Here is a 25,340-nt window from a genome sequence, read left to right on the forward strand (position 1 = left end):
TGCCTGTAACGATCTGTTATATAAAAAATTTGCCTTGTATGCGTACAGAAAAAAATAAAAAGTGCCGATGAAAAAATTTTACTTTCTGAGTTTCTGTTTCTTGATACTGTTTAAGTTGAGTTATGCCCAGCAAAACACAGCAGCGTCAATAAGTGTAAACTTTCAACAGGCCAATATTGGCCAATTTGTAACAGAGCTTGAAGCAAAAACAGGGTATCGGTTTTACTATGACCCCATTCAGTTTGATAGTTTGAAAGTTACCCTTCAGGTAAATAACAAACCAATTGAAACCGTGTTGGGCCTGGCTTTCAAAAATACCAATTTTCACTATGCCATTACTGCCCAACAGCAGGTGTTCCTTACCCGGGGGCGCGAAATACAAACCAGGCTATCTGCAGGGTTTTTCGGAAATAAGCCAGAGGCTAACCCAACCGTAAATACAGTTACTAATGCGCCGGTTGCTGATTTTACTGATGAAAAGGAAAAGAAAATTCCTGAGGCTACCACAGAAAATAAATTATACGAAATAGGAATAAAAACAAACACTATTCAGCCGGGCAAGGCTACCCTTTCGGGTTATGTACGCGATGGCAAATCGGGCGAATCAGTAGTTGGTGCCAGTATTTATGTTACCAATACCAAAACCGGGGTAGCTACTGATCAGTTTGGGTATTTTACCATTACCCTGCCAAAAGGCCGACAAATTTTAAGCATAAGGGGTATTGGTATGCGCGATACCCGTCGCCAGATTGTACTTTATTCTGATGGTAAGCTGATCATTGAAATGCAGGAACAGATAACCAGCTTAAAGGAAGTAAAAATATCGGCCGAGAAAGTTGCCAATGTTCGTAATGTACAGTTAGGTGTAAACCGCCTCGATATCAAAAGTATTAAACAGGTGCCTACCGTATTTGGTGAGGCCGATGTGTTAAGGGTTGTATTAACGTTGCCGGGCGTACAATCGGTAGGCGAAGCCACAACCGGATTTAATGTTCGTGGCGGTTCGGCAGATCAGAACCTTATTTTAATGAATGATGCCACCATTTATAACCCATCGCACTTCTTCGGCTTCTTCTCATCGTTTAACCCCGATATTGTAAAAGAAATTGAACTGTATAAAAGCAGTATCCCCGAAAAATTTGGCGGACGTTTATCATCAGTTTTGGATGTTACCAATCGTGAGGGTAACAAAAAGAAATTCACCGGCTCGGCAGGTATTGGTTTAATAACCAGCAGACTTAACGTTGAAGGGCCTATAATTAAAGATAAAACCTCTTTTTCATTTGGTGGTCGTGCTACTTATTCTGATTGGTTGCTTAGGTTACTGCCCGAGGCGTATAAGCATAGTTCGGCATCGTTTTATGATTTTAACCTGGATGTAAGTCACCAGATTGATGATAAAAACAATATTTACCTAACCGGTTACCTGAGCAAGGATAAATTTAAACTGAACAGCGATACTGCTTACAGCTACAGCAACAAAAACGCTAATATTAAATGGAAGCATAATTTTAATGATAAACTGTTTAGCGTTATTACAGCAGGTCTTGATCATTATCAATATGAAATTGCAAGCTTTGATAACCCGGTAAATGCTTATAAGCTTAACTTTGATATTAATCAAACAAATTTTAAAGCTGATTTTACCTACTACCTGAACCGTAAAAACACGATTGATTTTGGTGTAAGCTCCATTTATTACAAATTGCACCCGGGTAACCTGCAACCAAATAACGTTCAGTCATTAGTGGTGCCTGATGTAGTACCCACACAGCAGGCTTTAGAAAGTGGCGCTTACGTAGGCGATAAATATGATATTACTGATGATCTTTCGTTAAGTGCGGGTGTAAGGTATTCATTGTATAATTACCTGGGGCCGCAAACGGTTTATAACTATGCGCCTAACCTGCCTAAAACAAGTTCAAACCTGCTTGATAGTACTACATACGCTAAAAATAAAGTAATTAAAACCTATTCAGGGCCCGAGTTCAGGCTTTCTGCCCGGTACAATTTAGGCGACAATACATCTATAAAGGGCGGATACAATACTTTAAGGCAATATATACACCTGCTTTCAAATACCACGGCTATAGCGCCAACCGATGTATGGCAACTGAGCGATCCGAACATTAAACCGCAGTATGGCGATCAGGTGTCCCTGGGGATATACCGTAACCTGAAATCAAATACCATTGAAACTTCGGTTGAGGTTTATTATAAAAGATTAAGGGATTATTTGGATTACCGGAGCGGGGCCAACCTGGTACTAAACCACCACATTGAAAATGATGTGCTGGGTACCGAAGGCAAAGCTTATGGTATAGAATTTTTGATCAAAAAAGCTACCGGTAAAGCTAATGGATGGATAAGCTATACCTACTCGCGCACATTTTTAAAACAGAATGATCCAAATGCAGGCGAACTGATCAATGGGGGGGCTTATTATCCGGCTAATTTTGATAAACCACATGATTTTAATTTTATAGGTAACTACAGGGTGTCGCACAGGTTTAGCGTATCCTTAAATGTTACGTACAGTACCGGCCGCCCTATTACACTTCCAATTGCCAAATATGAATACGGCGGATCTGAGCGGGTATACTATTCAGACAGGAATGCTTACCGTATACCGGATTATTTCAGATCTGATTTTTCAGTTAACATTGATGGTAACCACAAAGTACACCAGTTAACACATAATTCGTTTACCATAGGCGTTTATAACCTTACAGGGCGGCAAAACGCTTATTCAACTTATTTCACCCAGCAAAGCGGGGTGATAAGTGGCTTTAAGCTATCCATATTTGCTAAGCCAATACCATTTATTAATTATAACATCAGGTTTTAAAGCAATGAGCAGGAAATGGAATTATATATATTGTTTACTGTTGCTTGTTTTAGCTGCGGGCTGTAAAAAGCCATATAACCCGCAGGTAATCAGTAGTAACAATCATTACCTTGTTGTAGAGGGGGTGATAAACAGTGGGAATGATTCAACCGTAATCAGCCTGAGCAAAACGGTTAAGCTATCAGAAAATGTAAGCACCCAGCCGGTAACCAACTATACCGTAGTTGTAGAACGGGAGCAGGCCGGAGTTAGCTATACCCTGCAGTCGCGAGGTAACGGGAAATATGATATCGGGCCCATGCATCTTGATGCCACAAAAAAATACCGCTTGCATATCATAACACCCGAAGGCAAGGAGTATACATCAGATTATGTTGAGGTAAAACAAACGCCACCTATTGACAGCGTAGGCTTTGTACCGAAGAACAATACGCTGCAAGTATATGCAAATACGCATGATGCCACCAATAACACCCGGTATTACCGCTGGGATTATTCAGAAGCTTGGAGATTTCATACCAAATTCCAGTCGGATTTTATAGTTGACGCGGTGACTAAACAAATTAGGCCCCGGTACCCGAGCGAGAACGTATATTATTGTTTTACAGGGGGTAATTCAAGTAATATTATTATTGGTTCATCAGCAAAACTTGCACAGGATGTTATTTATCAGGGGCTGATCACTACCATCCCCAGCAACGCGGAAAAGATATCTGTAAGGTATAGTATACTACTTAAGCAATATGCATTAACCAAAGACGGTTACCAGTTTTGGGAAAACCTAAGAAAGAACACCGAACAACTGGGCAGTATATTTGATGCGCAGCCCACACAATTAACCGGTAATATCCATTGTACAAGTGACCCTGCCGAGCCGGTTATAGGTTATGTGAGTATTACCAATACGCAGTCGAAAAGGATATTTATAGATAACTCACAGTTACCGCGGGATTGGCTGCCCAAATATCCCTATGATTGTGTAGCGCCAGATTCGGCTCTTTTTTTTAATCCCAAATCAAATTTGCGCGAGGTGCAACAATTTATAATTAATGGTGGTGGAATACCCATATCTGCAATTACGAGCGACGGAGGTACTAACGGATATACCTACTCGTCGGAGTCTTGTACAGTTTGTACAATAAGGGGCCAGGTTCAACCACCATCATTTTGGAAATAAATTAACGTGATAAAAAGTAGCTATATATGGTATTTTATGGTACTGGCAGTAATAATTGCCGGCTGTAAAAAGCCGTATAATCCACCGGTGGTCAGTAGTAACAATCATTATCTTGTTGTTGAAGGGGTGATCAATAGCGGTAATGATTCTACCATTATTAGCCTGAGCAAAACAGTTAAGCTATCAGAAAATGTAAGCACCCAGCCGGTAACCAACTATACCGTGGTTGTTGAACGGGAGCAGGCCGGAGTTAGCTATACCCTGCAATCAGAAGGTAACGGGAAATATGATATCGGGCCCATGCATCTTGATGCCACAAAAAAATACCGCTTGCATATCATAACACCCGAAGGCAAGGAGTATGCCTCAGATTATGTTGAGGTAAAACAAACGCAGCCTATTGACAGTATCGGTTTTATTGCCAAAAACAACGCCTTGCAGATATATGTGAATACACATGATGCCACTAACAATACCCGGTATTACCGATGGGATTACGATGAAACATGGAAGTTTCATCCCGAATTTCATTCTGATTACATAGTTGATGCAATGGCTAAACAAGTTAGGGCGAGGCTTCCCGAAGAGAATGTATACACCTGTTTTACAGGAGACAACTCAAGTAATATCATTATAGGCTCATCAGCAAAACTTGCACAGGATGTTATTTATCAGGGGCTGATCACTACCATCCCCAGCAACGCAGAAAAGATAGCTGTAAGGTATAGTATATTGCTTAAGCAGTATGCATTAACCAAAGAGGGTTACCAGTTTTGGGAAAGTATGAAAAAGAATACCGAACAACTGGGCAGTATTTTTGATGCCCAGCCCACACAGTTAACCGGTAATATCCATTGTACAAGTGACCCTGCTGAACCGGTTATAGGTTATATTAGTATTTCCAATACACAGTCAAAAAGAATATTTATTGATAATTCGCAATTGCCGCAAAATTGGATCCCCAAATATCCTTATGATTGTCTGGCTCCCGATTCAGCTTATTTTTATAATCCAAATACAAAAATATATGAGGTACAGGCATATATTATTGTTGGGGGCGGAATCCCCTTAGAAATAATGTATAAGGATGGAGGTGTAGCTGGCTATACGTATTCGTCTGAGGCTTGTGCGGTTTGTACAATAAGAGGACGGGTTCAACCACCATTATTTTGGAAATAATAAACATGATAAGAAGTAGCTATATATGGTATTTGGTATTGTTGCTGGTAATAACGGCAGGGTGCAAAAAGCCGTATAATCCACAGGTGGTGAGTGACGATAACCATTACCTGGTGGTTGAAGGAGTTATTAACAGCGGGAACGACTCCACCTTTATCAGCTTAAGCAGAACAGTTAAGGTAACAGAAGATGTAAGGACCCAGCCTGTAGTCAATTGTAAAGTTGTAGTTGAAGGCGAACAAGGTGGCAATTATACTTTGCAGCCAGGCGACGGTGGAAAATACTTTACAGGGCCCATGCATCTTGATGCTGCCAAAAAATATCGTTTGCACATTACAACACCAGATAACAAGGAATATGCGTCAGATTATGTAGAAGTAAGGCAAACACCGCCTATTGACAGCATTGGTTTTGTACTGAAGAATAACAATTTGCAGCTATATGTAAATACTCACAATGCCACAAACAACAGCCGTTATTACAGGTGGGAGTATGCAGAAGCATGGAAATTTCACGCCAAATATAATGCTGACTTTATAGCGGATAAAGTTGCCAAAGAGGTAAGAGGACGTAGAAAAGAGGAGGAAGTATATTATTGTTTTGCGGATGACAGGTCGAGCAATATTATTATCGGCTCATCGGCAAAGCTTGCACAGGATGTGATATATCAAGGCCCAATCAATGCTATTCCCCGCGATGCAGAAAAGCTGGAGATGAGGTATAGCATCCTGGTAAAACAATACGCCTTAACCAAAGACGGTTACCAGTTTTGGGAAAACCTGAGAAAAAACACCGAAAAACTGGGTAGTATATTTGATGCCCAGCCTACCCAGCTGCAAGGCAATATTCATAGTATTAATAACGCTGCCGAACCGGTGATTGGTTATGTTAGCGTAACCAACACCCAGTCAAAAAGAATATTTATTGATAACTCACAATTGCCCAATGACTGGCTTCCTAAGTATCCTTATGATTGCGGAGCGCCCGACTCGGCCTTTAATTTTAATGCTAAAAGTGGTATACATGAGGTGGATGCTTATATTATTAATGGCAGTGGGATACCATTAGCTAAAATATTTATAGCAGGCATAGCGGTTGGGTATACCTATTCAACGGAATCCTGTGCTGTTTGTACAATAAGGGGCCGTATCCAGCAGCCATCATTTTGGATAGATAAAAAATAGTGAAATGTATTTTTACATAAAAAATAGTACTAAACAACCAGGTATCGGTTATGAAAAAAATTAGAATGACTGTTAAGATTATAGCTTTATCTATTTCGGTTTTATTGCAGTTGCATACCAGCGGTTTTGCACAGGCAATAAATCAAATTACAAAAAGCTTTGACCAGTATCAGCAGGGAATGGTACAGGAAAAAATATTTGTTCATACTGATAAAAGTGCCTATTTGCCCGGCGAAATTTTATGGTTTAAAGTTTATAACGTAGATGCCAGTTTTCATAGACCATTTAACTTAAGTAAAGTTGTTTATGTTGATGTAATTGATAATAACCATAATGCCATATTACAAGCCAAAATTGCGATGAAAAATGGCACTGGTAGCGGCTCGCTATATATCCCTGTATCGGTAAGCAATGGTAATTATAAATTGAGGGCGTATACCAGTTGGATGAAAAACTTCAGCCCTGATTACTATTTTGAAAAAAAGGTCATTATCGTTAATCCACTAAGATCGCCTGATGTGCAGGATAAAGAAACAGCTATAAGTTATGATGCTCAATTTTTTCCGGAAGGGGGAAATTTAGTGGCAGGTATTGCCAGTAAGGTGGCCTTTAAGGTAACAGCTTCCAATGGTATGGGTTTGGCATCCTACACAGGTGCTATTGTTGATCAGCATAACGATACTGTGGTGCGTTTTCAGCCATTAAAATTTGGTATAGGTAGTTTTATGTTTACACCAGCCGCAAACAATACCTACAAAGCAATTATTAAAACAGGTTACGGTAATCCGATTACTAAAGATCTGCCGGCAATTAACAACCGGGGTTACGTAATGCAACTTAAGGACGGCGGTGGCCCGCGGTTGGAAGTTACTGTAAGCAGTACTGGCATATCAGGCGGAGAGGTATATCTTTTTGCACATACCAGGCAAATAGTTAAGATAGCCGAAACCGCGACTATTAATTCAGGAACAGCAAGTTTTACAATTGATAAAACCAAACTTGGCGAAGGTATATCACAAATTACCATTTTTAACAGCGCTAAACAGCCGGTTTGCGAGCGGCTTTATTTTAAACGAGCAAAACAACAGTTGTTAATTGAGGCTACTGCCGATCAGCCTCAGTATGCGGCACGCAAAAAAGTAAGTATAAATATTTCGGCCCAAAGCGAATCAGGTAAGCCATTACCTGCCAATTTATCCATGTCGGTTTACCGTATTGATTCATTACAGTATATAGATGCCGGAGATATTGTTAACTACCTGTTGCTAAAGTCTGATCTGCGGGGAAGCATTGAATCGCCTGATTATTACTTTAAGAATGTTAACGCCGAAACCGAAGCGGCTACAGATAACCTCATGCTTTCGCAGGGGTGGAGAAGATTTCAATGGAATAATGTACTGAGCAATACGGCGGCTGTATTTAATTTTTTACCAGAGTATAATGATCATCTTATAACCGCTAAAATAGCCAGTACAGCAACAGGGACGCCCGCAAAAGATGTAGTGGCTTATCTAAGTGTTCCGGGAAAAAGAGTGCAGCTATACGCCGCAAAAAGCGACTCATTAGGGAGGTTGATATTTAATACCAAGCAACTATTTGGTCCGGGTGAAATAATAGCTCAAACAAATTCAGAACGCGACACCACTTTTCGCATTGACGTTTTAAGTCCATTCTCTGAGCAGTATGCCAATTATATGGAGCCAAAGTTTAATTTAACACCTGGTATGCAAAAAGCAATAGAAGAACACAGCCTGGCCATGCAGGTGCAAAATGTGTATGCCGGCAACAAAATAAAGCAATTTTATGATCCCGGGGTTGATAGCTCCGGTTTTTATGGAAAACCGTATAAAACATATCTTTTAGATAATTATACACGCTTCACCACTATGGAAGAAGTATTGCGAGAGTATATAAGAGAAGTAAACGTTGTAAGATCGCAAAGGAGATACCATATAAAAGTGATAAATGAAGAAGGGTTTTTAGATGGCGACCCTTTAGTTCTGCTGGATGATGTACCAGTATTTAATATCGATAAAGTAATCGGAATCGACCCGCTAAAGGTGAAAAAGCTTGAAGTAATTAGAGACAGGTATTATTACGGCCCATCGGTTCAGGAGGGCATATTAAGTTACACTACCTACAAGGGTGACCTGGGGGGAGCCGAAATGGATCCACACGCTGTGGTGCTTGACTATGAGGGGCTGCAATTGCAAAGGGAATTTTATTCGCCGGTTTATGATACCGATATGGCAGCCAAAAGTAGAGTGCCCGATTTCAGGAACCTGTTGTACTGGCAACCCAATGTTAACACAAACCCCGGTCGCAAAAGCCAATTATCATTTTATACCTCAGACCAAACCGGGAAATATGTAGGATTAGTACAGGGAATAACCCCTGATGGTGATACCGGGAGCCAATATTTTAGCTTTGAAGTGAAATAAATAAAAAAAAATAAAAAACCGCCTCGGATATACTATTTGGACATTTTTTTGTTGATATTGAGGAGTTTATGTAACGGTAGAATGCCTCAAAACGAACTATTGCTGCTTTAAAAAAGATAATAAAACCGCTATAAATAAGTTTTTTTAAAAAACCACTTGTGTAATACAAAATGCTGCGTATATTTGCCAACCCAAACGGAGTGGTAGTTCAGCTGGTTAGAATACATGCCTGTCACGCATGGGGTCGCGGGTTCGAATCCCGTCCATTCCGCTTAAGAGGGTTCAATTCCCTTGAAAACGCTTAAATCATCTGGTTTAAGCGTTTTTTTTTGCTCACCTGGAACATACTATTCAAAAAATCTATCAAAAGGATGCTATTATTCCTATAGATTCTGAATTCAGGGACTTTGACTGGAAGCAGACGAAATGCGCACTGATCGAACTCATTTACAGTTGGCACGCGACAGAGGCATTTGGTAAAAAGAACCTGAAGGGTATCGTCAAGTTTATTGAAAAAAGCTTTAATGTCTCTTTGAGAAACTTTTATGATACTTATGATTGGCTTTGCGGACGGCCCAGTCCTACGGTCTATATTGACGAAAAGAGGGAAGCATTTATGTTGAGAATGCAAAAAAAGTTAAAATGACCCATTGCCAGAAATAGGTTGCTAAGATCGGCCTGACAAAGAACGCTTTTTATATGGAAGCGGTTTTAATTCCTGCTTCTACTGCAATTTCCGGAAAATTTTGTTTCAAGTGATCTGCGATTAAATTGATGTGTGTGCCTGCATTCACATAAGCTGTAGCTTTCCCCTGGAACTGTACATTGGTAACAAAGAGAGAAGATTTATGCAGGGCTATAACATTCCAGGCGTCATTAAAAACGGGTGAGCCAGATGAGCCGCCCTCAGTGTCGGTAAAATAACGCAGGTCAGTTGCTGTAGAAGCACTTACAAGGTTATTCCTAATGCCATAGCGCTTGCTTCTTCCCCCGGGATGCTGAATAATATTTACCGGGTAAGGTTGTCCGCTGTAATTTACAATGGTAGAGCTAAGTTTTAAAGGTGTTCGTCCTGTAGGCGCAACTCTCAGAATAGCGTAATCAAGCGATTCATCCCAGGCTTCGAGTTTTAAGGCCATCACCGTTGCACCAGAGGGCATATCTTCCGAATCGAAGTCTAATATTGCCTCTGTATTCCTCGCTTGTAATTTAAGATCAGCCTCTGATGCCTTCTGTTCATTATCCTTCCTGGCGTTTATTACATGATGGTTGGTAATAATCAGTTCGTTCGCCAATACCCAACCTGTCCCTAAAAATATCATGTCATTTCCGTTCGATAAAGTGCGTGGTTGGCCGGCTGAATAACTTTTTACTTTTAGTTTTACAACAGAGGATGCTGCTTTTAAGCCCGCTTCCATAAAACCAAAGGTCACCATATCGTCCGAATGAATGATCTGCTCCTTAGTCTCTGGCAGTTCTGTAATATCTAATGTTGGCGCCCCGGAAGATCTTGTTGCGATTAAATCCAGTGTGATCCGGACAATCTTCTCATCTTTTGGCGATCCAAAAAGAAAAGGCAGTGCGTTTTGTAAATAAATCTGCAGCGGCACCTCGCCATTTGCAAGGCGCTCCGTTTGGTTCATGTTTTGGACATCAGACATCAATTGCCCTAAAGGGGTGGCTAAATAAGGCACAATACTCCTGTAACGGCTATCGATAAACTGCCAAAGAACCATTCGGTTAGCCATTGTGTCCATCCCCGAACTAAGAGCCGTTACCAACTCACCGATTTCCTGTTGTGTTAATAATGCCATCAGACCAAGGATTCAAATAATAAATTATCACCTTCATTTTCCCAATCAGCTCTGTACTCATCCAGGCCGCGCAAATTTTCAGTAAGTAACATATTGGATATATCATCAACTGCCGCTAATTCACGATATGAAAGTGTAGATGCGGTGACAGGATAATCATCTTTTAGCAAATAGACGGCGAGTTCAAATATGAAGCTCACATCGCGCGATTCGTAGCCTTTAGACCTTCCGCACAGTGCATTTAGTTGCCCTAATAATTTTTTCCGTTTAGCTGCCTTACTTTGATATAAATTATCAATGAACAGGCGGTGGCATACTACATGAATGGCCGCGATGGGGTTAGATGCGTTTTTCAGGGCTTCCTGGGCTTGCGATAGCCGCTCGTCAGCAGATTCAGGATTTTTAGATATTAATGCCAACTGCGCCTCCAACCAAAAGAGCTCCGCCAATCGCCCCCTGTTTGCAGAACCCGAAACATTCTCTACACCATGTTCAAGCACAACCTTCGCCTTGCTTAAGTCACGCATCAATATGTAGGTTTTGGCTTCCAGGGCATAAAGCGGGCTTGCTTCTGAACGCTCTTGCCTTTCACTGAGCAGTTGCAGCGCCCCATTTATGTCCAATTCGGTTAACGCACGTTTCACCTTTCTGGTGATATTTCGTTCCCAGTCGAGAATGCTTGCCTTATTGAAAATATCCCTGGAAACTTCAAGGTTAAACCGGGATGCAAGCCAAACCTTCGCCTCGTCAGAATATTCATCCATGTTTTCTATAATAGATCGCTCTATGCCGGGCAGCCATCTGTTATCCAATAAACTATAATCGCCGTCGCCCAAAACCAGCCGGTGATAAATTTCTTCCTCGCGGGATATAAGACTATTGCCATGACTATAATACGTAATGGCTGCCTCGTTTATGCGTTTAACTTCGGCAAACTTATCCTGTTTAAGTAGCCTGATCATTGCTCTCCGGATTTCTGGCCGATATTCCAATATACCCGACTCACTGGTTCTAACCAGGGCATGCTCTCGTTTTAATTGTTCAAATAGATTGATAGCCTCTCCTATTGTCGTAATTTTCAGTCCGCAAATAGGTGCCAGTATGTATAAAACAATTTCAGGGCTAATTTTTCTGAGCACCATGCCTGGGTGGGCAAGTTTTCGAACATCTTCGTTATGAATATGATTTAGGATACGTTGATATAATTGGCCTTGTATCAGTTCTTCGTCTACCTGAAAAAACAACCACTTCGTTGTATTTAGGTCTTTTATTCCTTTCTTACCGATGTCATCGGCTCCTGCAGTTATCACGTTAGCGGCAAGTCGAAGAGATAATGGATTACCACCTATTTGTTTAGCCACAACAGTTGCAATATCGGGATTCTTAACACCAAGTCGATCGAGCAAAGAGACGCTATCTTCTAAACTTAGTTGTGCTAATTTCATCTCGTTGATTAGCCGCACTTCAATCCTCGAATCTGCTATCACAGAGCGGCCCGCAATAATTACCTTTAACGGCGGGTAAGTGTTATGGATAATTTCAAGCATTTTCCAAAAACCTGCCAGGCTTTCTCTGTCCCGATACTGCACTTCTTCAAAAGTATCAAAAACAAATATCACCGGCATGTCGTCGCGGTGATCTGTGATAACATGTAATAAATTAGCAAATTCGTAGTATAATTCTGAATCGGCATTATGGTACCGGTTGATTCTCTCGGACCTTGTGTCAGCAGTAGTCAATCTTGTATTTAAAGCAACTTTTTCACCCCTGAAATTTTTGACAAAGGTGTTGAAATTGTCGGTTTCCTTCGCATATTGCGGCAATTGTAACTTTAGCTGTGCAGCGATCTCAATAAGAATAGTAAATGGCGTTTCTATCCGTAAGGTTGGCTGATCGAATGGAAGATATGCAAATGGCGGCCGGACACTTTTTTTTAATTGGGCGCAATCCCATAACAGGTGTCCGACAAGTGCTGATTTGCCAATGCCGCCAGGCCCATTGATAGCCAGTATTAGTTTCTTTTCTTTAAAAATCCAATTCAGTACTTTTTGTCCTACCTCAGCCAAACCCGAGCCCTTGCCTAACCCGATGTGGTTTTTCAATTCCGCCAATTCGTTTGCTCTTCCCGTAAAATTAGAAATCAGCAAATGCTCAAAATTAGAAAGAATACTTTTCTCCATTAATAAGATAGCGAGACGGTTCGCCGTTGGAAAATCTTTATTTCGGCCTTCAAACCAGGATGCTAACTGGGAAAGATTAGTCAGGTCTTTAAACCCCATTTTATCGGGATCCCCAACTATCTGTGAGGTTAAATAATCTTCCCACATTTTTTGCAGTTCTGTCACCGGATGGTTTGGATTAGCTTTTAAGGCAATTTGCATGTTCTGCCACGACTGAAGTTCCTGCAGGGCCTTCTGCCTCACACTTAATTTAAGCGTAAAAAGCCCTTCGGCCAATCCGCCTGCTAAATTTATGATATGGTCATATAATAACACACGCGGTTCGGTATGCCGATACTTTGGCTCTAATGGCGACAATGATTCGGGTACAAAACAATGGAGTACCGCGCATGCCTTAAGATAAGAATCCAATTGCTCTTGTTTAAACGTATTCTCCGTGGCTGGCTTCTCGTTTAACTTAAGCGTATATTTTTCAAGTAATTGTGACGTAATATCGTTCATAAGCTTAATAGTTAAACGATCTCCTTCAATTTTTCTAATCTGTTTCGTAATTCCGGTAGTCCTCCGGCACCGCTGGGAAGTTCTGATAACATGGCGGTCAACATCCTCTCGAAATCCACGGTCCCCTGAGCAGCAAGCATCAAATTTAACTCATTTACCGCGTGGAGCAAGCAGCGAAGTCGCTGGTTTAGCTCAAACATTTTATCGGCCCCGGCTGGCAGGCCACCTAAAATTTCCGTTAGTATGTTTTCGAGATTGACCGGCCGTAATGCCCTTTTTAAAATTTCGTCTACTGTACATTGGATATCGGCAGTTGTACAGAGCGATACATTTTCAAACGAAACTTTTCCCGGATCAACGGTGAGCAAACCCGCATCGAAGCCGATGAGTATAAGACGGCATTTTTGGGCAAAGGCACCTGTTGTAACCCGGTCAGAAAGTTCTATCAAAAAGCTTTTGGTATCAGGTCGTAAAAATTGCCCTTGAAAATTATCAAGCACGAACCAATGTTGTGCCGGGATTTGTACAGCCTGATTTAATACCCAAACAGCCAGTTGCCTGGCATAAAGCTTCATATTTGTTTCAGCACCGGGCATCGAATCAACAGGCCTTCCCATTGAATAAACAAGGTCTTTGGCTAACTCCTGCGGACCAATTTCCATGCCCAATTCGGGATCAAACACTATCCTGTAAGGTACTATAGCATTTCTGGTGTTGGAGAAATGGTCGATATAATTCGTAGAATAGGATTTGCCCATTTTAGGCCCACCGTTCACGATCAATATCGGCTGAACATTTGCGGTCGGGGCAGCTAATAAAACAAGGGCCGAGCGGAGGTTGCGCCGGTTTACAAAAAGGGTATTGTTATTAATTACCGTAAGCTGTAGCGGGTCGGCAGATGGTGGCGGAGGTGTTTTTGATCGTTCCCAAATCTCCTTGATTTTGCTATTGGTTACAGTCAACTGAAAAATATCGAGCAGCCGGCTCATCCAGGTAGGATTATGGTTCCAGCCATCAATTATGCATAGTCGCACAGCTTCCCTGGCCAATTCAATTGGACTGTCGCCGGTAAGCTCCGCGGCAAATGAAGTTGCATTAAACGGTGTAACTAATGACAACCTTGGGCTTCCGGCCTGAGCTACCTGAACGGTGAGCATCTGAATAACGTAGTTTTTATCTTCTTCTGTAAGCATATTTATTATTCTTCGTACCATTCCTGCCACGAAACTCTTATCATGCCTTCCGGGGTTGGCGCACCTTCCGGGGCTATTATTGGTGTTACTGATATTTTTTTGCTTATTTCCCTGGTGAGATTGTCCCAGTCAAACATAAACACCTCGTTATAGTAGGCAGCTATCTCTTCGGAATAAAATACAAGGCTGGTATCGCGATTATACTGCGTACCATCAGATGACCAGTTGTTGCTGCCCACAACCGCTATTTTATGATCGATCAATATCCCTTTGTTATGTAGTTTACTGCTTTGCTGCCTAAACATCTCCTTTTTCCAATTGCGTGTACCAATGAGTATATCAGAGTGTTTCGAATCCTGGCTTGGCCCGACAATGATTCTTACATCCAAACCCGAGTCCATTTTCTTGGCAAGGGCATCGATTATATTATTAAATGTAGCTGCAGATGGCTGCCTGATATAGGAAAACTGGAGGTAGATAGCTTTTTCCGCAGCTTCGATGAGTCTTAATACCTCTACTGCGTAATTATCAGGGCTCATTAATGGCTTTACTTTTACAGCACCCGTAAAGGTTTTTGCACTAAAAGGGTGTGGCTGTAACGGCGTTACTTCTTGCAACAAAGTCTCAGGAATAAAAAGATCCGGCATAACCTGCTCAAATTCAGGTGTAGCGACGGTACGGGCTTGTTCCATATCATACAGTATAAATTTTTCATACATCTGTGCAAGATTTGTATCGTTGATAACAACATGCCATTCCCGATTGCCTAATTTATAAAGATCTTGTGCACTGCCATTAGGGATCAAAGGCTGACTATTAGGACTCCAGTTTCCGCTGGAAAGCCAAAAAGCGGTTGAGTCCCTCACGGCCACTTTAGTATGATATGAGTTATTGAATATGCGGTTTGGTCCAGCAACTGATGCCTTCACAAAAGTTAGTTTGTCGCCAAAGCTTTGTGTTAACATGGCTTCTACACCCTTATCATTTTTATCGACTTGAAGTATCATATTGATCGAAACGTCTCCTCGTCTGCCAATTTGATTAACGGTATCCTTTATGTGGTCTGCGTAAAACTCATACATGGCAACTGTAAGTGTGTGTTGCGTAGCTTCCATAAAACTTTTTAACGTAGGCCAGCCGGCATCGGGGCCAACATGGCAATTGATATCAGCGACCTCCATCTCTACCAGTGCTACCCGGGAAGGATCGGGTGCCCGGTAATGGATATTTGGGGCGGCTTCTATATTAATGCCCTTCCAAGCCGATAGCGGAAGCACGTCAAAAATCAACTCCACGGGCGAGGCCAATGCAGTTTCAACAGGATAGCCGCCCAAATGCTCCGGATATGTTCCGTCAACAGGGCCTGGCTTCAAAACTAAAACGATGACAGGCAGATCTTCCTCAGTGGCACTAAAGCCCGGATGAACTGCTTTTACATTTGGCAAAGCGTATAGCTCTTCCTCATGATCTTCGATAACGCTGATGACCGGGCTAAATAAATTGATAGTATTCTCTTTGGTTGCCATACTTTTATGATGCTAATTGATTGTTTTCCAATTTTCGAGGTTCGCGAACACCTGAGATGATATGCGGGTGCCGGAGTTGGCCGTATTCCCGCCATAGGTATGTATCGCAACGGCCTTTCGCTCATTACCGCTTAAAATGTAAACCGGCCCTCCGCTTTGTCCTCCTGCGGTATCGGCTGCGTAGTAAACCTTGTCCGAGCTAACCGCACCTATTTTGCGGTAATCATACCATAATGTACCTGGGGGTTTATCACCCGCGTAGCCCTCAATATTGGCAACAGCCTGTAAAAGCTCCTCATCCGAATAAACTCCGTACCACATAAAGCCAAGGTCTTGTTCAAAAGCCGCAGGTAAAACGATGGCTCCATAATCGTAGTTCTCCAACCCATTTTCTCCCCAGCCCTTTACAGACCAGAACTGGGTCGATGTGACACCTCCAAAAGGGAGTGTATTGCCATTACGACCTGGCATTACCTGTATTTTTTTTACCCATCCGTCACGGCCGGAGACGCCACTGTTTTTGATGTACACACAATGTCCCGCTGTTGCTAAGGTTGTTGGGCTTATAAACCAGCCTGTGCCGATCCATTGGGTATTATCAGCAGCCGTGATCAGCAGGGATGCGATCACCCGAAAAGGATATTTTTGGGTGTCAGCAATTTGAACACGCTCATCTGTGCCAATAACAGTTTCCCGAATAGGAGTTTGCCCAAATGAAGCTTTACCAATATCGGAAAGACCTTCCAGGTTGGGAACTTTATAGCTAACCTCCCCTTCTAAGAGACTTTCGGCAATAATTTTAGGAATAAACTCGAACTGTGCGCCTTCTTCAATAGGCCATACTTCTCCATAACCCGCAGAGCCCTGCGATTCCATAGGAATAATTGTGCTTTCGGTAGGAAGTATATTAGTGATGGCGGAGTGCAACCCATCTGGAAGAATAACATTGCTCATAAACCTGTATTTAAAAATCCAAAAAATAAAGATGAATGCGGAGTGCTTATTTATCTAAAGGCACGGTCGCACTTGCAAAACTGAAAATAATGAGTATGATAGAAGCTGCGGCCGAGTCGTAAATATCTTTAGCTATTGTTGCAGACAGGGTTTCGCCGGTGGTTACGTAAGCCCAAACAATAAACGCAATTGTCGACAAAATAAGGTGGTTACGTTTGGGCTTGTTTTCATCTGCAACCATGTTTAAATAAAGTGGTGTCAGAATAAACCCACTGCAAATACAATCCAGGAAAAAATGTCTTGCAACTGATCACTTTTAATTGCGTGTACAAGTCCAAACATGGTGAGGTAACCCGCAATAACTTCGCTTGGGATTAACCTGGAAACTTTGTTCAAATAGTCTGTGAAATTGTTGTTAGGCTGCGCTGCAGGATCGGCGGGTGCTAACTCGGGTCTTGACCCATTATTTAAAGTTTTGGTTGGTTCATAGTAAAGTCTGCCCCATTGCGATAAGATTAAGATAACTGTTAGGTTCAAAACAAAAGTATCTTATGGTATAAATATACTAATTGGTATCAATATAAAAAATATTTGATTCATATTCAGGCTTATAGCATTCTATTTTATAACCAAACTTCCAAATTATATGCCTGCCGCAGTTGAAAATTTACAAAATAAAGTGAGGGAAAGTGCAATGGCGAAAAATCCTTGTGATTAAGTGTTGCACTCCGAGTCGGACGAACTCTTGCTAACTGCAAAAAGACAGCAGTTCAAGTCCTCCGACAAGTCTTCAACCCTTGTCAAATCCTCCATTATTTAATGATGATGACACTTTTAAATATTCATATTAAGGTTCAACCTGGGGTGCTTTTGCATCAAGAAAGAAAGCATAAACCAATAGGCATTTGTTTTTCACCGGCGCAAGAAATTGCGCTTTAGTTAGCATTTAGAATACAGGCTTGTCAATGGTCACATCTTTTATTTTCCAGGCGGTTCTTAATTGCTGTTGTACTTTGTTCAAAGCTAAGTTATCACCTGTGTTTTTATAAGCCAGCTTAAGCCCGGTTAATGCCCAGCCATTATTAGGATGAACAATCAAATCTTTATTTAACACGGTAATTGCTTCGCTGTACCTGCCTGCTTTTAATAATAGTTCTCCCAAATATTGCCTTGCAGGTATAGGCCAGTCACGAGGCTCATTATAGATGAGTTTGTCTTCGGCGGTTACAGCCTTTTTTAAAATATCAGCAGCGGCATGATAGCGTTTTTGTTTCCCGGCAATAACGCCCTGCAGGATAAGCCGGGCCACCTCTGAGGCTTCATAAGCCGAACTGAAATTATCAATAGGCGCCCGTAAAGATGCATCGTGCATTTTAGCATTTAGTAGTTGCAACTCCTGTTCAGCCTTGACGGGGTTGTTTTTGCCACACCAGGCTAAGCCTTTTGAAAAATGCAGTAGGATGGAGGCATACGCAACGGTATCGATCGGTTTGATTTTCAGGATTTCATCCCATTTTCCAAAACGAACTGATGTTAGTACGGGCTGCATATAAACGTATTGAAAAAAATTGCCGTCTCCGCCTTGGAAAGATAAATAAGCCGAAGGTATGATCGCTTTAAGGGAATCGGAAGCATTGATAGCTGTTTTATAATTACCACCCATTTGCGCGCAATTGATTTTTAAATGCATGTTGTGGATCTGATATAGTACAGCGCCGTTTACTACGGGGGCATATTGTTTCAGATAAAGATCATACCCCCTGATCGCTGCGTCATTATCCTTTATTCCCCGCTGATAATCACCCGTGCGGATATAGATGTGTGAGGGCATGTGGGTGATATGCGATACCAGCGGCATCAGTGTATCCAGCAGATGGGCGTTGTTTAAAGCCATTTGCGGCGTACCAGAGGCCTCCATGGTATGAATATAATAATGATTTGCGCCGGGATGTTTTGGATTAATAGCGAGTGCATGTTCTAACAAGGAGCGTATCTGGGGCGTCCATGGTTTGGGTATAAAATCATGTGCGTACAGATCCCACGGGTGTAGTAATAGCAAGGCATCGGCATAAAGCGTTACTACATCAGCATTTTTGGGGTATTTAGCATATACCAGTTGCATGGCCTTAGCATAATTAATTCTTAACTGCTTTACGCTGATGGTACTGTCCTTATTGTAGCGCTCCTGCATAGCTGTAATGAGTTCCTTTTCCAGCGGAGAACAAGTAGGACTGAAAGTATTAGCTTTCACTGATGCTTCGTAAGCCCCGGTGGGAGGAGTATAGCCATTGGGATAATTAATAGTTGGACCCATAGCCAGCGATTTACCATACCATGCCATTGCGCACTGAGGGTCAAATTGGGTTGCTTTTGTAAATGATGCAATTGCCTCTATCGAATGAAAAGCATAATACATGCTTATTCCCTGGTTAAAGTAAAACTGAGCACTGTCAGACGCTGTCGTAATTTTCCATTTGTAGTTACCCCAGCCTTTTAATGCCGGAATAGCTAAATTGGAGTCGGCAGCGTTATAAGCTGAACCACATACGGCAACACGCCCGCCAGAACCTTTAAACCAGAGCTGTTTTGATGACGCAACTTTCTTCTGATAACTGGAATAAAAAGATTGTGCAACAAAAAAAACTGCAACTAATGCAAAGCTTATAATGATGGTATATTTTAATTTCATTTGAATTGTTTTTGAAGGATTTATAATGATTCAGCTTTGGACCTTATATAAGACAAAACCCCTCTCTGCCTGATTAAAAGAGGGCTTAAATTCCTATGGTAAAGTTGGGTACTACCTAACTTCATCTGTGCTCAGAGCGGGGGTGCAATTTTTCTCATAAATAGCTGTTATGGCTATTTAATTTGTGTTTTGAAAAAGACGCACGAAAGACGCGACCTGATTTATAATGAATTTAAGAACTAAATTTTAGCATTATTAAATGCTTCATTTCCTGCACTATAATTGCTGCATTATGCTCGAAAACAATTGCATTCACATATCAGTACAAAGATAAAACTATTATCTAATCGGAGAATAAAATGCATACTACCCCTCAGTAAGATAAGTGTCTTAGGAGAGTTTCTTCTTTAAAGATTTCATGTCCATGGAACAGTATGATGGGCTGAGAGAGCCCGAAAAAGCGGATGCCATTATGCGGGGTAATTTCTTGGCTGACAGGAAGAAAAACGGCCTCATTGTACAGATGTACAGCATCGGCAACTTTATGCTGAGGTCGCCTATGATCCCCTGGCGAATAAGATCCTGCGCTACCGGGTGTTCAAAGATACGCAGCAACAGGCGCCCTATCTCGCGTATATTCGTTTTAATCCACATTAGTGGATAAGTAAGCCCGCAATAGCATACTAACCGGCTGCCCGGCTGCGTTAAATATATACTGCTATTTTTACGACCTGTTTTGTCTTTTACCTTAACCCCACAGCTTATGGAAACGATACTCATACAGGAAAGCGATGACGCGATATTGGATATCGTCAGCACCGCATTAGAAATGGAAGGCTATCATGTTTACAGCCTCAGCGATCAGCATGAAAATGCACTGGAAATGGTCAGGCGCCACCGGCCCGGGCTCGTATTACTGGATTGCTGGCTGCTCAATCATTCAGGCCAACTTTGCCACTGGATCAAATCGCATTTCCCCCGGCTGCCTTTGGTTGCCTTCAGTTCCGATCCCCGCATCGCGGAAGATTATCGCGCGCTCGCTTTTGACGATTATCTGAAAAAACCTTTTAACCTGGAGGAGCTGTATGCGGTAGTGAAAAAGTTTGTCCCGCCAGTCCGAAAGCGCCGGCACAAAGCGGCACGGCTGAGCTGTTAAAACAAATTTTCTGTTCGTACCTAAAAGCCTCAGCAGCTTAAGCAAAGCGCGAACAATAAGTGGCAAACGGTGTTAATCTTTTATGAGAAATCCATTTAAAAAAGATAACCACATAGCACTGATCGGTGCTATCGTTATAGGCACGGTGGCTGCCGGCGCTATCGCTTTTCTGTTCCTGACCGAAATAGGAAATGACACCCGAAAAAGTCTGAAAAAGAAAGTCAAGTCCTTCGCCAAAGATGCCGCAGCGGATGTCATCAGCAAAAAAAACAAAATCAAAAAGAAAGTGGTTAATGCTGCGGCCAATCACGGCGTAAAATAAAATGGTAGGCTAACTGGGAAACTCAGGCGAAATTGCTCCCTTACCTTAGTTTAAGTCAGAAGCTTTGAGTCGAAAGTCTTTGGACTTTTTTGTTTTTATTTACTTCGAAAATTGTAAATCTGTAATTATTTAAGTCCGGATAACACATCCGGACTAACCCGGGGACGCATTTTTAGACAAAGGTGCTACCTGCCCAGCTATAAAAATGCGTTCCGTATCTCACCCCGGAACGCACCACATAAGTGTTTCAACTAAACCTCAGATCGCACGTTTATGGATCTAAGTTCTTTGTGAGGGTCTGCTAAATTATTCATTTCTCAAACTCTTCACCGGGTTTGCTATTGCTGCTTTTATTGCCTGGAAACTTATCGTTGCAAGTGCAATAATTATTGCAGCAAGTCCGCCTGCAGCAAATAACCACCAACTGATGTTGATGCGATAAACATAAGCTTGCAACCATTGGTGCATGTAATACCATGCAATGGGTGTAGCAATCGCAAAGGCAATTGCAATGAGTATGATAAATTCTTTTGAAAACAAATAAACGATATTGCCTGCAGTAGCACCAAGTACTTTACGAATACCAACCTCTTTTATTCGCTGCACTGCCATAAATGAGGCTAAACCATACAACCCCAGACAGCTCAGGAATATCGCGATCGCGGCAAAAATTTTGTACAGCTGCGATAACTGATTTTCCTGTTTGTAAAAACTTCCGATCTTCTCATCCAAAAACTTGTATTCATAAACAAAATCGGGGAATGTTTTGTCAAATATTTTTTTAACAGCTTGTATGGTAGAAGACATGTTTGTGGTGGCAAGTTTTATCCCGACCTGGTTGTACATGGCAACGTCGGTGGTGATGAGCAATGGTGCAAGATCATTGCGGAAAGACCGGTTATTAAAATCCTTTAATACACCAACAACGGTTCCTTTGATCTGATCATGCCAGGTGGTCATAGGCTTGTTCAATATGTCTTCAGGATTTTTTAATCCCAAACTTTTCAACAAGGATTCGTTCACTAAAAATTCTTTTGTAGTATCAGATGGTAGCAAATTTCTTCCCGCTATCAGCGGTAATTTATAAGCGGCCACATATTCATTGTCGGCGAATTTGGTAATAACCTGGAAGTCCGTTTGTTTTACAGCATGGTTATATTTGATGATGCTCCACAGATCGGTGCCATTTTCAACAGGGGTGTTGGAACTGTATGTTACCGCCTGCACACCGTTTACAGACATTAGCTGTTTCCTTAAATAACCCAGCCTGCTGATACGGAGACTATCTACACGGAAAGGAACATTGATGATGGCATCTTTATCAAAGCCCAGTGGTTGGTTCATAAAGTAATCCATTTGCTTTACAATGATGAGCGTCCCGATGATGAGTGCCTGTGCAATGATGAATTGAAACACAACCAAGCCCCGCCTTAATGAAATTCCCTGTGCATTATTTGATGTGAGTTTACGCTGCAAAGCATTAACAGGATTGAAACGTGATAAAATAATAGCAGGATAAAAACCGGCGAGCGCGGTTACAACAATTGCTACGATCAAAAGAAATAAAATAATTGCAGGATTGTTCAGTATGTTGAATGAAAGTGAAAGTTCTAAAAGTTGACTTATATAAGGCAATGCAAGCATTGTAATAACTGCGGCAAGCATTACAGCACTTGTAACTATCAAAAATGTTTCAACGATGAACTGGATTTGCAATTGAGATTCATTACTCCCCAAAACTTTTCTTACGCCAACCTCCTTTGCGCGATTAACAGCTTGTGCGGTGGAGAGGTTAATAAAGTTTACGCAGGCTATTAACAGGATGAATCCTGCAATAAGCCATAATACATTAAGCAGTTGATGACTAATGGTTTTATTACTGTAATTGCCAACCTGGGTGTCATAATGTACCGCGTTTAATGGCTGTATAATATGACTATCGTTATTGTGCGCAGATTCCACCTTGTGAGAGTAAGCTCTTAATTGCTGATTAAAATTGTCGGCAGAAGTGTTTGGCGGCAGCAAAATATAGCAACCAAAACCAGCTACATTTCCATCCCAATCGGTGGATTTTGCCAAATAATCCCCGGTAAAACCTGTTCCATAAGCTACAACAACTTTTAGCTGAAAGTCTGTATTTGCTGGTATGGTTGCAAGAATGCCCGAAACTTTCAATATATCGGTGCCGTGCTCGAACATATAGCCGCCCATTTCCAGTTTAATGGTTTTGCCCATTGCTGTTTTCCAGTCGCCAAAATATTTTTCCGCGATCTCTTTGGTGAGCAATACGTTATTCGGATCTTTTAATGATTCATACGAGCCTGCAAGCAGCGGAAAATCAAATATTTTAAAGAATGAAGGCTCCATATAAAATACACCCCGCTGCTCTTTAAATGTTTTTTCCGTATTCCCATTCTTATCAACGATCAGTAACTGATCATCATGGCTGGCAAAAATCGGAGCTACCTGTTCTATTTGCGAGAAAGACGTTTTCAGTCCTACGGGCATTGGAAAAGGGACAGCTGTTTTGTAAAAAATATTCCCCGATTCTGCGTAATGAAACTCGGTTAACACACGATAGGTGCGATCTTTCTTTGAGTGAAAACTATCGAAGCTTGTTTGAAATTGTATAATGATAAAGATCACCATACAAACGGCAATGCCAACAGCCAGGCCAGTAACATTAATAGCGGCATAGCTTTTATTGCGCGTGAGGCTGCGCCATGCTATTTTCAAATAATTTTTAAACATATAATTGCGGTTTAATTTGTCATGACCCCACTTAAGAGGGCTTTCACGATTCAAAATTACCGGCGCAAATTGGGAGTGGCTTCCCAAATTATAAGATGGGTACTCTTTTTTCAGGGCATTTTTATATTCTACCGGGCTTTTCCCGGTCATTTGCCTGAAAGTGCGATTAAAGGTGCTTTGGGAGTTAAACCCCGATTCATATGCAATACCCAGCAGGGTAATGTGATCATAAGCATAGTCCTGCATTTTTTGAACAACGTCCGCAACGCGATATTCATTGATGAAATCATTGAAGCTTTTTTTGAGCGCTGTATTGATGATCCGGGATAATTCATGGGTAGTCAGTACAAGCTTTTCGGCCAGCGAGCTTAAGGTTAGTTCCGGATCCTGGTAATACAGGTTGGCTTTCACGGTCTTTTTCAGCCAGATCCCTCTTTGCTTCAGTTCCGCCGGGAGCATTGGTTTTTGAAACGAAGCCGCTTCGGCCGCCACGCTAAACTCCGGCCTTAAGTATACCACAATTGCAATCCGGGTGAAGATGACTGCGAAAAGGAGGTATAAAGGATAATAAGCATATATACTTAATTGATTATGGTAATAAAAATAATCTACGGCGGTATAAGGTACCCACAATAGCCATAATATACCGAAACCTGTAAGTAAGCGATGCAGCCATCGCAATTTGTACCGGTACCGATCACTCACATTATTAAATTTTAGCTGTTGATAATAGCTTTCTATGAGCTTATGGCACCCGTATAGGTAGGTAATAACCGAAATAAAAGCCAGGGATTGCAATACCGGGTTCAGCTGCTGAAAGGTTAGCGTATCGTAAGTAGCCGCACCAGTCTTTATACTCTCTTTAACCTCCAATAAAAATATGCCTTGCTCCAGCAACAAGGGGCTGAAATGCAGCAGATCTTTCCAACGGAGTTGATATGCGGGCCGGGTTATTTTAAGCACATAAAAATAGATCAGGGGGCCAAGTGTCAGCAAAAAACGTAGCGTTAGCCAGCTCCAGCGGGGAAAGTAAGTGCCCAGCCCGATGTCGATACCCAACACCCAAACCATCTGCAAAGCGATGGTGCCCAGGGCCAGGCCAAGAAAACGGTTTGCTGTCCGGTTGATCCTTTTGGTGAACAATAACAACAAGGCAAAAGTAAGCCCGATAAATATCGTTCCAAGGAAGAACAGGTCATATAGATTGATATGGAATGTATATGGATTCAAGTGAACTAAATGCCTCAATCGCTGTTCCAAATCTATAAATCGTTAATTTATAGCGCGTTAATAGATTAGTTAAATAAATGATGTACCAAAACCGAACGAAGTATGTTCGGTTTTGAAATAGCATTTTGGAGCTAACAAAAATGCTATACTTTTCAAATCAGCACGTAAACGGTTCGGGTTTAGTCCGAAGACTTG

General features: G+C 41.7%; 17 protein-coding genes and 1 tRNA gene. 9 read left to right on the forward strand and 9 right to left on the reverse strand.

All coding sequences use genetic code 11. The features are described 5' to 3' along the window. The first annotated feature begins 67 nt into the window (after positions 1-67). The 7 genes from M2273_RS20820 (at position 68) to M2273_RS20850 (ending at position 9,475) form a co-directional block, all read left to right on the forward strand. On the forward strand, positions 68-2,848 hold the full coding sequence (locus tag M2273_RS20820; RefSeq protein ID WP_429399697.1) for a carboxypeptidase-like regulatory domain-containing protein: 2,781 nt from the start codon (positions 68-70) through the stop codon (positions 2,846-2,848). Between the two features lie 4 nt (positions 2,849-2,852). Beyond that, positions 2,853-4,025 carry a DUF4249 domain-containing protein gene (locus M2273_RS20825; protein ID WP_429399698.1) on the forward strand — a complete coding sequence of 391 codons (1,173 nt, stop codon included), beginning with the start codon at positions 2,853-2,855 and terminating at the stop codon, positions 4,023-4,025. A 36-nt stretch (positions 4,026-4,061) separates the two neighbouring features. Continuing rightward, positions 4,062-5,204 carry a DUF4249 domain-containing protein gene (locus M2273_RS20830; protein ID WP_429399699.1) on the forward strand — a complete coding sequence of 381 codons (1,143 nt, stop codon included), beginning with the start codon at positions 4,062-4,064 and terminating at the stop codon, positions 5,202-5,204. A gap of 5 nt (positions 5,205-5,209) precedes the next feature. Then, a complete protein-coding gene (locus M2273_RS20835) occupies positions 5,210-6,388 on the forward strand; it encodes a DUF4249 domain-containing protein (protein ID WP_429399700.1) in 1,179 nt (392 codons plus the stop codon). 65 nt (positions 6,389-6,453) lie between these two features. Then, positions 6,454-8,829, forward strand: a complete 2,376-nt coding sequence (locus M2273_RS20840; RefSeq protein ID WP_429399701.1) for a hypothetical protein — start codon at positions 6,454-6,456, stop codon at positions 8,827-8,829. A 197-nt stretch (positions 8,830-9,026) separates the two neighbouring features. Further along, positions 9,027-9,100 (forward strand) — tRNA-Asp (locus M2273_RS20845). A 66-nt stretch (positions 9,101-9,166) separates the two neighbouring features. Continuing rightward, complete coding sequence (locus M2273_RS20850; protein ID WP_429399877.1) at positions 9,167-9,475, forward strand: RteC domain-containing protein; 309 nt, start codon at positions 9,167-9,169, stop codon at positions 9,473-9,475. Between the two features lie 49 nt (positions 9,476-9,524). On the opposite strand, the gene M2273_RS20855 is transcribed toward M2273_RS20850, so the two are convergent. From M2273_RS20855 to M2273_RS20890, 8 genes are all read right to left on the reverse strand, one after another. Next, on the reverse strand, positions 9,525-10,643 hold the full coding sequence (locus M2273_RS20855) for a trypsin-like peptidase domain-containing protein (protein ID WP_429399702.1): 1,119 nt from the start codon (positions 10,641-10,643) through the stop codon (positions 9,525-9,527). Then, entirely contained in the window at positions 10,643-13,324 is a 2,682-nt protein-coding gene (locus tag M2273_RS20860; RefSeq protein ID WP_429399703.1) for a hypothetical protein, read from the reverse strand. The genes M2273_RS20855 and M2273_RS20860 overlap by 1 nt, the downstream gene beginning before the upstream one ends. An 11-nt stretch (positions 13,325-13,335) precedes the next feature. Then, positions 13,336-14,517 carry a hypothetical protein gene (locus M2273_RS20865; RefSeq protein WP_429399704.1) on the reverse strand — a complete coding sequence of 394 codons (1,182 nt, stop codon included), beginning with the start codon at positions 14,515-14,517 and terminating at the stop codon, positions 13,336-13,338. A gap of 5 nt (positions 14,518-14,522) precedes the next feature. Continuing rightward, the gene (locus M2273_RS20870) at positions 14,523-16,043 is read right to left on the reverse strand and encodes a phospholipase D-like domain-containing protein (protein WP_429399705.1); all 1,521 of its coding nucleotides are present in this window, start codon (positions 16,041-16,043) and stop codon (positions 14,523-14,525) included. Between the two features lie 12 nt (positions 16,044-16,055). Further along, positions 16,056-16,997 carry a trypsin-like serine peptidase gene (locus M2273_RS20875; RefSeq protein WP_429399706.1) on the reverse strand — a complete coding sequence of 314 codons (942 nt, stop codon included), beginning with the start codon at positions 16,995-16,997 and terminating at the stop codon, positions 16,056-16,058. 46 nt (positions 16,998-17,043) lie between these two features. Next, positions 17,044-17,238: a hypothetical protein gene (locus M2273_RS20880; RefSeq protein WP_429399707.1), complete on the reverse strand. Its 195-nt coding sequence runs from the start codon at positions 17,236-17,238 to the stop codon at positions 17,044-17,046. Positions 17,239-17,943: 705 nt separating this feature from the next. Further along, positions 17,944-19,686 carry a hypothetical protein gene (locus M2273_RS20885; RefSeq protein WP_429399708.1) on the reverse strand — a complete coding sequence of 581 codons (1,743 nt, stop codon included), beginning with the start codon at positions 19,684-19,686 and terminating at the stop codon, positions 17,944-17,946. Between the two features lie 390 nt (positions 19,687-20,076). After that, positions 20,077-20,466: a hypothetical protein gene (locus tag M2273_RS20890; RefSeq protein WP_429399709.1), complete on the reverse strand. Its 390-nt coding sequence runs from the start codon at positions 20,464-20,466 to the stop codon at positions 20,077-20,079. On the opposite strand from M2273_RS20890, the gene M2273_RS20895 reads away from it, so the two are divergent. Together M2273_RS20895 and M2273_RS20900 are read left to right on the forward strand one after the other, a co-directional pair. Next, positions 20,450-20,842, forward strand: a complete 393-nt coding sequence (locus M2273_RS20895; protein WP_429399710.1) for a response regulator transcription factor — start codon at positions 20,450-20,452, stop codon at positions 20,840-20,842. The genes M2273_RS20890 and M2273_RS20895 overlap by 17 nt on opposite strands. A gap of 82 nt (positions 20,843-20,924) precedes the next feature. Continuing rightward, on the forward strand, positions 20,925-21,164 hold the full coding sequence (locus M2273_RS20900) for a hypothetical protein (RefSeq protein ID WP_429399711.1): 240 nt from the start codon (positions 20,925-20,927) through the stop codon (positions 21,162-21,164). A 306-nt stretch (positions 21,165-21,470) separates the two neighbouring features. Here M2273_RS20900 and M2273_RS20905 read toward each other — a convergent pair whose 3' ends face one another. Further along, complete coding sequence (locus M2273_RS20905) at positions 21,471-25,145, reverse strand: ABC transporter permease (protein WP_429399712.1); 3,675 nt, start codon at positions 25,143-25,145, stop codon at positions 21,471-21,473. Positions 25,146-25,340 lie beyond the last annotated feature (195 nt).

Source organism: Mucilaginibacter lappiensis, assembly GCF_050433765.1.
Taxonomy (GTDB): domain Bacteria; phylum Bacteroidota; class Bacteroidia; order Sphingobacteriales; family Sphingobacteriaceae; genus Mucilaginibacter; species Mucilaginibacter lappiensis_A.

What these genes read in the sequence shown, in the direction of transcription:
- M2273_RS20820 (WP_429399697.1), top strand. Translation starts at nt 68, where the DNA reads ATGAAAAAATTTTACTTTCTGAGTTTCTGTTTCTTGATACTGTTTAAG.
- M2273_RS20825 (WP_429399698.1), top strand. Translation starts at nt 2,853, where the DNA reads ATGAGCAGGAAATGGAATTATATATATTGTTTACTGTTGCTTGTTTTA.
- M2273_RS20830 (WP_429399699.1), top strand. Translation starts at nt 4,062, where the DNA reads ATGGTACTGGCAGTAATAATTGCCGGCTGTAAAAAGCCGTATAATCCA.
- M2273_RS20835 (WP_429399700.1), top strand. Translation starts at nt 5,210, where the DNA reads ATGATAAGAAGTAGCTATATATGGTATTTGGTATTGTTGCTGGTAATA.
- M2273_RS20840 (WP_429399701.1), top strand. Translation starts at nt 6,454, where the DNA reads ATGACTGTTAAGATTATAGCTTTATCTATTTCGGTTTTATTGCAGTTG.
- M2273_RS20855 (WP_429399702.1), bottom strand. Translation starts at nt 10,643, where the DNA reads ATGGCATTATTAACACAACAGGAAATCGGTGAGTTGGTAACGGCTCTT.
- M2273_RS20860 (WP_429399703.1), bottom strand. Translation starts at nt 13,324, where the DNA reads ATGAACGATATTACGTCACAATTACTTGAAAAATATACGCTTAAGTTA.
- M2273_RS20865 (WP_429399704.1), bottom strand. Translation starts at nt 14,517, where the DNA reads ATGCTTACAGAAGAAGATAAAAACTACGTTATTCAGATGCTCACCGTT.
- M2273_RS20870 (WP_429399705.1), bottom strand. Translation starts at nt 16,043, where the DNA reads ATGGCAACCAAAGAGAATACTATCAATTTATTTAGCCCGGTCATCAGC.
- M2273_RS20875 (WP_429399706.1), bottom strand. Translation starts at nt 16,997, where the DNA reads ATGAGCAATGTTATTCTTCCAGATGGGTTGCACTCCGCCATCACTAAT.
- M2273_RS20880 (WP_429399707.1), bottom strand. Translation starts at nt 17,238, where the DNA reads ATGGTTGCAGATGAAAACAAGCCCAAACGTAACCACCTTATTTTGTCG.
- M2273_RS20885 (WP_429399708.1), bottom strand. Translation starts at nt 19,686, where the DNA reads ATGAAATTAAAATATACCATCATTATAAGCTTTGCATTAGTTGCAGTT.
- M2273_RS20895 (WP_429399710.1), top strand. Translation starts at nt 20,450, where the DNA reads ATGGAAACGATACTCATACAGGAAAGCGATGACGCGATATTGGATATC.
- M2273_RS20890 (WP_429399709.1), bottom strand. Translation starts at nt 20,466, where the DNA reads ATGAGTATCGTTTCCATAAGCTGTGGGGTTAAGGTAAAAGACAAAACA.
- M2273_RS20900 (WP_429399711.1), top strand. Translation starts at nt 20,925, where the DNA reads ATGAGAAATCCATTTAAAAAAGATAACCACATAGCACTGATCGGTGCT.